Origin of the sequence: Methylobacterium sp. J-067, assembly GCF_022829465.1 — a bacterium.
GTDB lineage: Bacteria > Pseudomonadota > Alphaproteobacteria > Rhizobiales > Beijerinckiaceae > Methylobacterium > Methylobacterium litchii.
Genome location: NZ_JAKSXZ010000106.1, coordinates 1 through 12,354, shown reverse-complemented (window position 1 = coordinate 12,354; position 12,354 = coordinate 1). Strand labels below are relative to the sequence as shown.

The 12,354-nt window shown below is 67.3% G+C and carries 9 protein-coding genes, 1 tRNA gene and 1 rRNA gene; 4 read left to right on the top strand and 7 right to left on the bottom strand.

Features of this window, described 5'->3' with window-relative positions; all coding sequences use genetic code 11:
- Complete coding sequence (locus tag MKK52_RS13330; RefSeq protein WP_279597816.1) at window positions 1-1,206, bottom strand: site-specific DNA-methyltransferase; 1,206 nt, start codon at window positions 1,204-1,206, stop codon at window positions 1-3.
- Window positions 1,207-1,623: 417 nt separating this feature from the next.
- Between MKK52_RS13330 and MKK52_RS13325 the strand changes: the two genes are divergently transcribed.
- A complete protein-coding gene (locus MKK52_RS13325; protein ID WP_243954481.1) occupies window positions 1,624-1,974 on the top strand; it encodes a septal ring lytic transglycosylase RlpA family protein in 351 nt (116 codons plus the stop codon).
- 14 nt (window positions 1,975-1,988) lie between these two features.
- Here the strand turns inward: MKK52_RS13325 and MKK52_RS13320 are convergent, their stop codons facing one another.
- The gene (locus MKK52_RS13320; protein WP_243954479.1) at window positions 1,989-3,239 is read right to left on the bottom strand and encodes a peptide ABC transporter permease; all 1,251 of its coding nucleotides are present in this window, start codon (window positions 3,237-3,239) and stop codon (window positions 1,989-1,991) included.
- A 102-nt stretch (window positions 3,240-3,341) separates the two neighbouring features.
- Window positions 3,342-3,866, bottom strand: coding sequence for a DUF2937 family protein (locus MKK52_RS13315; protein ID WP_243954477.1), 525 nt, complete (start codon window positions 3,864-3,866; stop codon window positions 3,342-3,344).
- A gap of 122 nt (window positions 3,867-3,988) precedes the next feature.
- Here MKK52_RS13315 and MKK52_RS13310 point away from each other — a divergent pair, with 122 nt between their 5' ends.
- The 3 genes from MKK52_RS13310 (at window position 3,989) to metH (ending at window position 9,891) form a co-directional block, all read left to right on the top strand.
- Window positions 3,989-5,008: an ArsR/SmtB family transcription factor gene (locus tag MKK52_RS13310; protein WP_243954474.1), complete on the top strand. Its 1,020-nt coding sequence runs from the start codon at window positions 3,989-3,991 to the stop codon at window positions 5,006-5,008.
- A gap of 61 nt (window positions 5,009-5,069) precedes the next feature.
- The gene (gene metF / locus MKK52_RS13305) at window positions 5,070-5,984 is read left to right on the top strand and encodes a methylenetetrahydrofolate reductase [NAD(P)H] (protein WP_243954472.1); all 915 of its coding nucleotides are present in this window, start codon (window positions 5,070-5,072) and stop codon (window positions 5,982-5,984) included.
- Between the two features lie 154 nt (window positions 5,985-6,138).
- Complete coding sequence (gene metH, locus MKK52_RS13300; RefSeq protein WP_243954470.1) at window positions 6,139-9,891, top strand: methionine synthase; 3,753 nt, start codon at window positions 6,139-6,141, stop codon at window positions 9,889-9,891.
- Window positions 9,892-9,951: 60 nt separating this feature from the next.
- Here metH and MKK52_RS13295 read toward each other — a convergent pair whose 3' ends face one another.
- The 4 genes from MKK52_RS13295 to rrf all read right to left on the bottom strand — a co-directional run.
- Window positions 9,952-10,809 (bottom strand): glycosyltransferase, encoded by an 858-nt coding sequence (locus MKK52_RS13295; protein WP_243954467.1) that lies wholly within the window; start codon window positions 10,807-10,809, stop codon window positions 9,952-9,954.
- Between the two features lie 58 nt (window positions 10,810-10,867).
- Window positions 10,868-11,809, bottom strand: a complete 942-nt coding sequence (locus MKK52_RS13290) for a UDP-glucuronic acid decarboxylase family protein (RefSeq protein ID WP_243954465.1) — start codon at window positions 11,807-11,809, stop codon at window positions 10,868-10,870.
- A gap of 314 nt (window positions 11,810-12,123) precedes the next feature.
- Window positions 12,124-12,200 (bottom strand) — tRNA-Met (locus tag MKK52_RS13285).
- Window positions 12,201-12,249: 49 nt separating this feature from the next.
- Window positions 12,250-12,354, bottom strand: a 5S ribosomal RNA gene (rrf, locus tag MKK52_RS13280); the annotation flags it as partial.

The following is a 12,354-nucleotide window of genomic DNA, read 5'->3' as shown; positions in this document are numbered from 1 at the left end:
TCAGGCCCCCGCCATCGTGGCGCGGATCTCGGTGCGGAACATGTCGATGCAGGTCTTCCGGCCGCCGCGCTCGGCGTGCCAGAAGGTCCAGCCGTTGCAGGCCGGCAGGCCCTGGACGAGGGCGCCGATCTTGTGGATCGAGCCGACCACCAGCCCGTTGTCGAGCTGCCCGTCCGGACGCACCGTGGCGCGGAAGCGCCCGCGCTCGTCGCACAGCGTCTCGCCGGCCTGGACCAAACCGGCCTCGATCACCGAGAGGAACGGCACGCGGGGTTCCGCGCGCTTCGTCGGCGCCACGAGGAGGGCGGCTTGCGACAGGGTCTCGACCCCCGCGATCCGCTCCCGCGCGGCGGCGGCGTAGCCGGGGTCGCGCTCGATGCCGATGAAGCGGCGGCCCAGGCGCTTGGCCACGGCGCCGGTCGTGCCGGTGCCGAAGAACGGATCGAGCACCACGTCGCCGGGATTGGTGGCGGCGAGCAGGGTGCGCGCGAGCAGCGCCTCCGGCTTCTGCGTCGGATGGACCTTCCGGCCCTCCTCGTCCTTCAGGCGCTCGTCGCCCGTGCAGAGGGGGATGAACCAGTCCGAGCGCATCTGGAGGTCTTCGTTGCCCCCCTTCAGCGCGTCGTAATGGAAGGTGTAGCCCTTCGAGTCCGCCGAGCGGGACGCCCAGATCAAGGTCTCGTGCGCATTGGTGAACCGCTTGCCGCGGAAGTTCGGCATCGGGTTCGCCTTACGCCAGACGATGTCGTTGAGGATCCAGTAACCGAGATCCTGAAGGGCGCTGCCGACGCGGAAGATGTTGTGGTATGACCCGATCACCCAGAGGGTCGCATTCGGCTTCATCACCCGGCGGGCGGCGGCGAGCCATTCGCGGGTGAAGGCGTCGTAGGCGGGGAAGCTCGCGAACTTGTCCCAGTCGTCGTCGACGGCGTCGACGCGGCTCTGGTCGGGGCGCAGCAGCCCGGCATCACCCAGCTGGAGATTGTAGGGCGGGTCCGCGAACACGCAGTCGACGCTGGACGCCGGAAGGGCGTTCATGGCGGCGATGCAATCGCCGATCAGCACCGTGTCGAGGGGAAGGTCCTTGGACCTGAGTGGCGACGGCTGGGCAGAGTAACCCATCCGTGGCGCCGACGCGGGCCGCCCGGCACGCGAGACCTGATTCCGGGCGAGAGCGTCGGCTGCCACGGTACGCTGGGAAGCCATGAGACACACCGGTTACGCGACTGACCGGGGGACCATGCGTCGGCTACGGTAAAAACCGCGTTCAGCCTGTTTCGATAAAAGCGTCCCGTTCTGACCCGGCCTCATTCGCGCCGGCCCGCGAGCCTCCGCCTGAGCGGGAGGCAGCCCTTCGCGACACGCAGATCTAGGATAATCCTCGCACCATCGCCGGTCATCCAGTGCCGCGCGCTTATCTATCGCGATACTTCGCCAGCATTCGTCGCAAGTATTTGTTACTCTGATCCAGGAAAAGCCGATGCTGACCGCCATGTAATCATTGCGTTCAGCATCAATGGGGCCAAAATGCGACCCCAAAATCACGAAATCTGACGCCACATTGCTGCCCGTTTCCGAAACGACTGGCGCCGTCCCGCTAACAACAAGGGAATGCGCGGACAAATGAAGGTTGGTTTCGGTAAGATCGCTCTCGTCCTCGGAATGCTGGCTGGCGCCGTCGGCGCCGTGTCCCCGGCCGCCGCTCAGGGCGGCAATGCATCCTGGTACGGCAGCGGACATCGCACGGCGAACGGTGAGCGCTTCAATCCCAACGGGCTGACCGCAGCCCATCGCACGCTGCCCTTCGGCACCCGCGTGCGGGTCGAGAACCGCCGCACCGGCCGGGCTGTCGTCGTCCGGATCAACGATCGTGGCCCGTTCGTCCGCGGGCGGATCATCGACCTGTCCCGCGGCTCGGCGCGGGCGCTCGGCATGCGCGGGACCTCGTGGGTCTCGCTCCGCGTCATCGACTGACGCGATACCAGACGTCAGGCGGCGCCCGCTCCGGCGGGGCCGTCATCCCGGAGCCGGCGCAGGCGGGCCACCTTGGGGCGGCTGGTGCGGAACTGACCGCGCTCCACCGTCACGAACACCATCACCGCGATGGCGAGCGTCGCGAGCCACCACACCGTGGTGAGGCCGACGCCAAGACAGGCCACCGCGAAGGCGCTGGCGAAGCAGGCCATGGCGCCGGGCACGAGGGCGGGGGCGTCCCGGCCCGCCCTGCGGATCGAAGCGTAGAGGGCGAAAGCGGCGGCGAGGGCCCCGACGATGCCGAGCTCGTACCAGAATTCGAACAGGGCCGTGGTCGGCGCATTGGCCGGCACGAGCCCGACGACCCGCCCGCGCAGGGCGGTCTCCAGCCCGTGCCCGGTCACGAGGCGCACCGGCTCGGTGGTCACCACCTTCTGCCAGCTCTTGAGCGACAACGCCGCCGGGCTCACCGGCCCGAGCACGGCCGAGGCGATGGGGCGTGCGAGGAAGGGCAGGATCGGCGCGGCGGCGAGCAGGATCGCCGCCGTCAGAGCGGTGGCGGCCACGCCCGCCTTCAGGCGAAGGCTGGTGAGCGCGTAGGCGAGGGCGCCGATGGCGAGTGCCGCGATCTGCGTCGCATCCGGCTGGACGGTCAGGGCCACGGCCACGAGCAGGGCGACCACCAGCGCCTCCCGGTCCCGGCGGCGGGAGCGCAGCCACGCCAGGGCGGGCCAGACGAGGAGGATCAGCAGGATCAGGCCCCGGTCGAGGGCGCCGTCATCCTCCATGCCCGGCGCCATCCGCGCCCCCGAGATGCCAAGGGCGATGGCCACGATGGCCCCCGCCGTCACGCCGAGCGGCAGGAGATAGAGGTTCGCTGAGCGCATCCGGTCGGGCAGGGCGAGGTAGGCGGCAAGGCCGAGGCCGATGGTCGCCACGAGGTTGGCGAGCCGTTCCCCCGCCGGGCCGAGGAAGGGCGTCCAGGCCAGCGACAGGGCCGACCACAGGACGACGAGGCTGCCGGCCAGAAAGGCGGGCGCCGTCAGCAGCCGCCGGATGGCGGGCAGGGTGGGCCGCTGCCGCCGGTCGATGCCGCTGGCGATGAGGAGCAGCACGACGGCGATGGGCGCGAGGATCACCGCCGCGCGCCGGGCGACCTGGGCCAGGACGGGAAGGACCACGAACAGCCCGAAGAACCCGACGCGCCGCAACAGGGCGGCGGCGTCGAGGGCGGGGTCGATCGTCTGTGTCGACGCGCGTGGCATGGTACGCCCCATCCGATCCGGAGCGAGCGGATCCAGGCTCGATAAGCAAGCGGCGGGCACAGGGCTGTAGACGCCCGGCAACACCCCGCCACTGCTCTTCACTCAGGCGACCGTCGCCGGCTGCCGCGACCGGCGTCTCGTGGCCCGCCGGCCGATATCGGAGAGAACGCGCCAGCCGCCCCAGGCGGCCAGGAAACCGACCAGCCCGGCGGTCAGCCCATCGGCCGTCGTCGGCACGGCGGGCTGGTAGTCCCGCAGGGTCGCCCGGGCGATGCCGGTGTCGGGATCGCGGATCACGGCGACCGTCCGCCCGAGGGGGCTCGTCGCCTCGGTCAGGGCCTGCTGCTGCGCCGAGAGGCGGGCGAGCCGGGCGATGTCGGCCTGGGCCGCCTCGCCGCGCCGGGCGACCAGACCGTCCGGGTTGCTGCGCAGGCGCTCCACCGCGCCGTCGCGGGTGGTGCCGTTGGCCTGCGCATCCGATTCGAGGGTCGCGATCTCCCGGCGCAACTCATCCACCGCGCCGCCGAGGCGCTGTGCGTATTGCTGCGCGAATTCAGGGGCCTGCGCCGCGATGGCGCCGCCGAGAAGGCCGAGGGCCAAGCCCAGGGTGCGCAGGATGCCGAACACGAAGCCGCCCTCGCCAGAACTATATGCGGTCAGAAGAGCACGCCCGCGCCGCAGGTTCCAGCCGTGCCGCACACGCCGATTTGCCCTTGCGCCCAGCCGCGAACGCACATAAAGATATCTTTATGTCTAGTGATCGCCAGAGAGAGGCGGGGTCGGTCCCCTTTTCCCAAGCCTTGGCCGTCCTGCGCGCCGCGGCGGAGGAGACGCGCCTGCGCATCCTCGCCCTGCTGGCGGAGGGAGAATTGTCGGTCTCGGACCTCACCGACATCCTCGGCCAGTCGCAGCCGCGCATCTCGCGCCACCTCAAGCTTCTCGTGGAAGCGGGGTTGGTGGAGCGGCATCGCGAGGGCGCCTGGGCCTTCTTCCGCCTCGCGGAGAACCGCGCCGACCTCGCCGACCCGCTGGTCGCCGGGCTCGACCGCGCCGCGCCGCCGCTCTCCGAGGACCGCGCACGGCTCGATGCGGTGCGGACGCAGCGGGCCGAGGCGGCGCAAAGCTTCTTCGCCCGGCTGGCGCCGAAATGGGACGAGCTGCGCTCGCTCCACGTGCCGGAGGCCATCGTCGAGGCTGCCGTGCTGGAAGCCCTCGGGCCGCGCCCCATCGGCAGCCTGCTCGATCTCGGCACCGGCACCGGCCGGATGCTCGGGCTCCTCGCGCCGCTGGCGGGGAGGGCGGTCGGGCTTGATTCGAACCACGCCATGCTCTCCGTCGCCCGCGCCAACTTCGAGCGCCAGGGCCTCGCACGGGTGGAACTGCGCCAGGGCGACATCCACGCCCCGCCCTTCGCGAAGGCGGGGTTCGATCTTGTGATCGTGCATCAGGTGCTCCACTACCTCGACGACCCGGCCCGCGCGCTGAAAGCCGCCGCGCGCCTCGTCGCGCCGGGAGGACGCCTGCTGGTGGTCGATTTCGCCCCGCACGATCTCGAATTCCTGCGCACCGCCCAGGCGCACCGCCGGCTCGGCTTCTCCACGGAGCAGATCGCCGGCTGGCTCGCCGAGGCTGGTCTGCCCGCCGTCACCGCGCGCGACCTCGCGCCCGCGGCCTCCGGCCAGCTCACGGTCACGCTGTGGCTCGCCGAGGGGGAAGGGCAGGGGCGGGACACGAACGCGACCTGGGGCGAAGACCGCGCTGTCGCCTGAGATTTCACCGAGGAATGCCGTCCGAACCGTCGGATCTTGAGGACGAGGAGCAACGAACATCATGGCCCGGACCACACGCGCCAGCCGCGACGGCTACCACCCCATCCGCGTTTCCATCGAGTTCTTCCCGCCCAAGAGCGAGGAGATGGAGAAGGTTCTGTGGAGCTCCATCGAGCGCCTTGCGCCGCTGCAGCCGAAATTCGTGTCCGTGACCTACGGCGCGGGCGGCTCCACCCGTGAGCGCACGCACAACACCGTCGCCCGGATGGTGCGCGAGACCACCCTCAAGCCCGCCGCCCACCTGACCTGCGTGGACGCCACCCGCGAGGAGATCGACGCGGTGGTCCAGTCCTACTGGGATGCCGGCGTGCGCCACATCGTGGCCCTGCGCGGCGACCCGGCCGAGGGCGTCGGCCACGCCTTCCGCCCGCATCCCGGCGGCTACGCCTCCACCGCCGAACTGGTGGCCGGCATCAAGCGGATCGGCGACTTCAAGGTGTCGGTCTCGGCCTATCCCGAAAAGCATCCCGAGGCCGCGACCCTGGAAGCCGACATCGACGCCCTGAAGGCCAAGGTCGATGCTGGCGCGGATCAGGCGATCACGCAGTTCTTCTTCGATAACGACGTCTTCCTGCGCTACCTCGAGAAGGTGCGGGCGGCCGGGATCACCATCCCGATCCTGCCAGGCATTCTGCCGGTGCAGAACTTCAAGCAGGCGGCGAACTTCGCCCGCCGCACCGGCGCCTCGGTACCCTACTGGCTCGCCGCCCGATTCGAGGGCCTGGACGACGACGTCGAGACCCGCCGCCTCGTGGCCGCCGCCGTGGCCGCCGAGCAGGTGCTCGACCTCGTGGACGAGGGCATCAACGATTTCCACTTCTACTCGATGAACCGCTCGGACCTCGTCTACGCGATCTGCCATCTCCTCGGCCTGCGCAATCAGGCCCCGAAGATCGCCGCCGCGAAGGCCGCGTGACACGGCGCCTCCCACCCGAGCCCTCATCCTGAGGCGCCCGCGTCAGCGGGCCTCGAAGGAGGGCTCCAGGGATCGCACAGCTTACTGGAGGCCTCCTTCGAGGCCTTCGCTCCGCTTCGGCACCTCAGGATGAGGTAGTCTGCAAGGACTGACGATGACCGATTTCGCCCCCGTCGATGGCACCGCAATCGCCAAGGCCCTGCGCGAGCGGGCCTCGGAAAAAGTCCTCGTGCTCGACGGGGCGATGGGCACCGTGATCCAGCGCCTGAAATTCTCGGAAGAGGATTTCCGGGGCAACCGCTTCACGGATCACGGGCACGATCAGAAGGGCAACAACGACCTCCTGATCCTCACCCAGCCCGACGCGATCCGGCAGATCCACCTCGACTACTTCCTTGCGGGCGCCGACGTCTGCGAGACCAACACCTTCTCCGGTACGACCATCGCCCAGGCCGATTACGGCATGGAGTCCATCGTCCACGAGCTGAACGAGCAGGGCGCGCGCCTCGCCCGCGAGGCTGCCCAGCTCGCCGAGCGGAAGGACGGCCGCCGCCGCTTCGTGGCCGGCGCCATCGGCCCGACGAACCGCACCCTCTCGATCTCGCCCGACGTGAACAACCCCGGCTACCGGGCGGTCACGTTCGATCAGGTGAAGACCGCCTATGTCGAGCAGGTCCGCGGCCTCATCGCGGGCGGCGCCGAGCTCATCCTCATCGAAACGATCTTCGACACCCTCAACGCCAAGGCGGCGGTCGCCGCCGCGTGGCAAGTGTTCGAGGAGACCGGCATCAAGCTGCCGATCCAGATCTCGGGCACCATTACCGATCTCTCCGGGCGCACCCTCTCCGGCCAGACCCCGGCGGCGTTCTGGAACGCGCTGCGCCATTCCGACCCGCTGACCTTCGGCCTGAACTGCGCGCTGGGCGCCCGCGAGATGCGCGGCCACATCGCCGAGTTGTCGCGGCTGTGCGACACCCTCGTCTGCGCCTATCCGAATGCTGGCCTGCCGAACGAATTCGGCCTCTACGACGAGAGCCCCGAGGCGATGGGCGACCTGGTCGGCGAGTTCGCGGAAGCGGGCCTCGTCAACATGGTCGGCGGCTGCTGCGGCACCACGCCTGACCATATCCGCGCCATCGCGGAGGCCGTGGCCAGCAAGGCGCCGCGCCAGATCCCCGAGGTCCCGCGCCTGATGCGCCTGTCGGGCCTGGAGCCCTTCGTGCTCACGAAGGAGATTCCCTTCGTCAACGTCGGCGAGCGCACCAACGTGACTGGCTCGGCCAAGTTCCGGAAGCTCATCACCAACGGCGATTACGCGGCGGCCCTCGACGTCGCCCGCGATCAGGTCGCGGCCGGCGCGCAGGTGATCGACGTCAACATGGACGAGGGTCTGCTCGATTCGCAGAAGGCGATGGTCGAGTTCCTGAACCTCGTCGCCGCCGAACCCGATATCGCCCGCGTGCCGGTGATGGTCGATTCCTCGAAGTTCGAGGTGATCGAGGCCGGTCTTAAGTGCATTCAGGGCAAGGCGATCGTGAACTCGATCTCCATGAAGGAGGGCGAGGACAAGTTCATCGAGGCCGCCAAGATCTGCCGGTCCTACGGCGCCGCCGTGGTGGTGATGGCCTTCGACGAGCAGGGCCAGGCCGACAGCTACGAGCGCAAGGTCGAGATCTGCACGAAGGCGTACCGGATCCTCACCGAGCAGGTCGGCTTCCCGCCGGAAGACATCATCTTCGACCCGAACATCTTTGCGGTCGCCACCGGCATCGAGGAGCACAACGGCTACGGCGTCGCCTTCATCGAAGCCACGCGCACCATCCGGGAAACCCTCCCCCACGCCCACATCTCGGGCGGCGTCTCGAATCTGAGCTTCGCCTTCCGCGGCAACGAGCCGGTGCGCGAGGCGATGCACGCCGTGTTCCTGTACCATTGCATCCAGGCCGGGATGGACATGGGCATCGTCAACGCCGGCCAGCTCGCCGTCTATGACGAGATCCCCGCCGAACTCCGCGAGTTGTGCGAGGACGTCGTCCTCAACCGTCGCGACGATTCCACCGAGCGCCTGCTGGAATCCGCAGAGCGGTTCAAGACCGGCGCCTCGGCCCAGGCGCGCACCGCCGACCTGACGTGGCGCGAGGCGCCGGTCGCGAAGCGCATCGAGCACGCGCTGGTCAACGGCATCACCGATTACATCATCGCCGACACGGAGGAGGCGCGTCAGGGCGTCGAGCGTCCGCTCCACGTGATCGAAGGGCCGCTCATGGCCGGCATGAACGTAGTCGGCGACCTGTTCGGCGCGGGCAAGATGTTCCTGCCGCAGGTGGTGAAGTCGGCCCGCGTGATGAAGCAGGCGGTCGCCTATCTCGAGCCGTACATGGAGGCCGAGAAGCTGGCCAATGGCGGCGACGGCAAGCGCCAGGCCGCCGGCAAGGTGCTGATGGCCACCGTGAAGGGCGATGTCCACGACATCGGCAAGAACATCGTCGGCGTCGTGCTGGCCTGCAACAACTACGAGATCATCGACCTCGGCGTGATGGTGCCGGCCGCCAAGATCCTCGAAACCGCCAGGCGCGAGCAGGTCGATATCGTCGGCCTGTCGGGCCTCATCACGCCCTCGCTCGACGAGATGGTCCACGTGGCCGGCGAGATGGAGCGCGAGGGCTTCGACGTGCCGCTCCTGATCGGCGGCGCCACCACGAGCCGCGTCCACACGGCGGTGAAGATCCACCCGGCCTACGAGCGGGGGCAGGCGGTCTACGTCACCGACGCGAGCCGCGCGGTGGGCGTCGTGTCGAGCCTGATCTCCAAGGAGACCCGCGGAGCCACCATCGAGAAGGTCCGCGCCGAATACGCCAAGGTAGCAGCCGCCCATGCCCGGTCGGAGGCCGACAAGCAGCGTCTGCCGATCGCCAAGGCCCGCGCCAACCGCTTCAAGGCTGATTGGACCGCCTACGCGCCGAAGAAGCCGACCTTCACGGATGCCCGCGTCTTCGGCTCCTACGAAGTCGCCGACCTCGTGCCCTACATCGACTGGACGCCGTTCCTGCAGACCTACGAGTTCAAGGGCCGCTTCCCGGCGATCCTCGACGACCCGGAGCAGGGCCCGGCCGCCCGCGCGCTCTACGAGGACGCACAGGAGATGCTGCAGCAGATCGTGGCGGAGCGCTGGTTCAACCCGAAGGCCGTGCTCGGCTTCTGGCCGGCGAACAGCATCGGCGACGACATCGTGCTCTGGACCGGTGACTCACGCAGCGACACGCTCGCAACGTTCCACGGCCTCCGCCAGCAGCTCTCCAAGCGCGACGGGCGCCCGAATCTCTGCCTGTCCGACTTCGTCGCCCCGGCGGACACGGGCATCGCGGATTACGTCGGCGCCTTCGTGGTGACGGCGGGCCTGGAGGAGGTTCGCATCGCCGAGCGCTTCGAGCGCGCCAACGACGATTACCGGGCGATCCTCGTGAAGGCGCTGGCCGACCGCATCGCCGAGGCCTTCGCCGAGCGGATGCACGAGCGCGTCCGCCGGGAGTTCTGGGGCTACGCCCAGGACGAGACCTTCACGCCGGACCAACTGACGGGCGAGCCCTATGCGGGCATCCGCCCGGCGCCGGGCTACCCCGCCCAGCCCGACCACACCGAGAAGACGACTCTGTTCGATCTCCTCAAGGCCGAGCGCCGGATCGGCGTGAAGCTCACCGAGTCCTTTGCCATGTGGCCGGGCTCCTCGGTGTCGGGCCTCTACCTCGCCCACCCGGACGCCCATTATTTCGGTGTCGCCAAGGTGGAACGGGATCAGGTCGAGGATTACGCCGTCCGCAAGGGGATGGATGTGGCGGAGGTGGAGCGCTGGCTCGGCCCGATCCTCAATTACAATCCCGCCTCATACCTCGCGCAGGCGGCCGAATAGGGGATCCCAAAGGGCCAGCCCTTTGGCGGGGTGCCGGGGCAGAGCCCCGGCGCGTCCGGATCAGATGGCGAGGGGCCAGAAGCCCATCCGGCGCACGGTCTGCTGCACGCCCTCAATCGATTGCAGGTAAGCAAGCATCGCCTCGTCCGGCGTCCGTTTGGCGTTGGGCGGGAGCGGCAAATTCAAATCCTCGAAGTGCTGTGAGTAGATCGTTGTGAACGCGACGGTCCTCTTCCGCGTATAGCACTGCATGTGCCGCCGATGGCGGATGCCGGTCATAACGACCCGGTCGCACCAGGGTGTCAAAATCTTCGGCATCGTGGACCATAACTGGTTCACGTCGAAAGCCGCGCTGGAAAGCATGATACAGCTCGTATCGACATGGCCCAGGGCCATCTCGTCGGCCTCAACCACATCGATCTTCGTTCCCTTGGGATCGTAATAGTCCCGCCAGCAGCAGGCGACGCTTGCCCCGGTCTCCCTCATGGCGTCGAGCATGCTCGCGAGATGGTCGGGATAGTACCAATTGTCCGCGTCCAGGAAGGCGATGAATTCGGCGCCGTTGGTCTCTGCCACGACACAGCCCACCCCACGCGGCGTGTTGCCGTTGTCGGCATGCGCCTTGGGGAGCCTGATGTGCAGGACATCCCAGCCGTCGATCTCCTCCCGAGGATGCCCGTCCGCGATCATGACATGCGTTATGCGCGCTTCAGCCTGCTGCGCCAACACACTCTCATGACACCGCCGCAGCACGTCGAGGGATTCGAGGTAATACGGCGTGATAACAAATATCCGTGGCGCAGTTTGCTGAGTATTTTCCGATGCGGTGACTGGCATTTCAGCAAAGCTTTCGTAATGGGCTTGATCGACTTTCACGATGTTTCGATTTTCTTCTGCGACATCGAAGTCCCCCTGCACCCGGGCAGGAACTGCGTAACATCCGTGTGCCTGTCCGTCGTCATTCAGCAGTCAAGCGTCAGGCTGCCAAGCTTCGGAAATACCGGATGGTTTCTTGCAGCCCATCCTCCAGGGACACCTTCGGCTCCCAGCCCAGGCGTTCCCGAGCGAGTCCGATATCCGGTCGGCGCTGTCTGGGATCGTCAGAGGGGAGGGGGTGGTGGATGATCCGGCTCCGGGAGCCGGTCAGCCGGAGCACGCACTCGGCAAGCTCGAGGATGGTGAACTCGCAGGGATTGCCAAGGTTGATCGGCCCGCCGAAGTCCGGCGGCTGATCCATCACCCGGATCATCGCTTCGACCAGATCGTCGACGTAGCAGAAGCTGCGGGTCTGCGTGCCGTTGCCATAGATCGTGATCGGCTCGCCGCGCAGGGCCTGCAGGATGAAGTTGCTGACCACCCGTCCGTCATCGGGCCGCATGCGCGGCCCATAGGTGTTGAAGATCCGCACGACCTTGGTGTCGAGGCGATACTGACGGCGATAGTCCGAGAAGAGGGTTTCGGCGCAGCGCTTCCCCTCGTCGTAACAGGCGCGGATCCCGATGGGATTGACGTGCCCCCAATAATCCTCGGCCTGGGGATGGACGATGGGATCGCCATAGACCTCGGAGGTCGAGGCTTGGAGGATGCGGGCCTTCAGCCGCTTCGCGAGGCCCAGCATGTTGGTGGCACCCACCACGCAGGTCTTCGTGGTCTGAACCGGATCGTGCTGATAGTGGATCGGAGAGGCGGGACAGGCCAGATTGTAGATCTGCCACACCTCGATATAGAGTGAAAAGGTAATGTCGTGGCGCATTTCCTCAAAGCGAGGATGTTGCCGCAGATGTTCGATGTTCCGTTTGCGGCCGGTGAAGTAGTTATCGACGCAGAGGACTTCCTGACCCATCGCCAGAAGGCGATCACAAAGATGCGAACCGAGAAAGCCGGCCCCACCGGTGACTAGAATGGGAACGCCGTTCATCGCCACACCCGGCGGCGAGCGGATAAAAGTAGAATTTCAGCTGGCTTCGGGGACGCCATGGCCATCAAGGCCACCTCTCAGAGCATTCCGGCAGCGCATCGACCTGCCCAGACTTCGAGATAGCGGAAAACCGAGGCCCATGGAACACCTATATTGCAATCAGTGCAATATTCGACTAATGGTAGAAGTATTCACAAGTAAATCTATAAGTTGTACGGCGGAAGGATCACTCGCTAATCATTAGGAGATTGCCGGGCGGACAGCGAACATGAAAAACCCGCCGCGTCTTTCAACGGGCGGGTTGTTCGTGTGTTTGGTTGCGGGGGTTGGATTTGAACCAACGACCTTCAGGTTATGAGCCTGACGAGCTACCGGACTGCTCCACCCCGCGCCAAGCGGTGTCGTGAGAGGGAATGGTGTGTTGTCTTTGCGTTGTGCGGGTCTGGCGGCGACCGACTCTCCCGTGCCTTGAGGCACAGTACCATGGGCGCTGGCGTGTTTAACGGCCGAGTTCGAGATGGGATCGGGTTCTGGGCACGCCGCTC

Excerpts from the sequence above, each read along its gene's own strand:
- MKK52_RS13330 (WP_279597816.1), bottom strand. The coding sequence starts at position 1,206 with ATGGCTTCCCAGCGTACCGTGGCAGCCGACGCTCTCGCCCGGAATCAG.
- MKK52_RS13325 (WP_243954481.1), top strand. The coding sequence starts at position 1,624 with ATGAAGGTTGGTTTCGGTAAGATCGCTCTCGTCCTCGGAATGCTGGCT.
- MKK52_RS13320 (WP_243954479.1), bottom strand. The coding sequence starts at position 3,239 with ATGCCACGCGCGTCGACACAGACGATCGACCCCGCCCTCGACGCCGCC.
- MKK52_RS13310 (WP_243954474.1), top strand. The coding sequence starts at position 3,989 with ATGTCTAGTGATCGCCAGAGAGAGGCGGGGTCGGTCCCCTTTTCCCAA.
- metF (WP_243954472.1), top strand. The coding sequence starts at position 5,070 with ATGGCCCGGACCACACGCGCCAGCCGCGACGGCTACCACCCCATCCGC.
- metH (WP_243954470.1), top strand. The coding sequence starts at position 6,139 with ATGACCGATTTCGCCCCCGTCGATGGCACCGCAATCGCCAAGGCCCTG.
- MKK52_RS13290 (WP_243954465.1), bottom strand. The coding sequence starts at position 11,809 with ATGAACGGCGTTCCCATTCTAGTCACCGGTGGGGCCGGCTTTCTCGGT.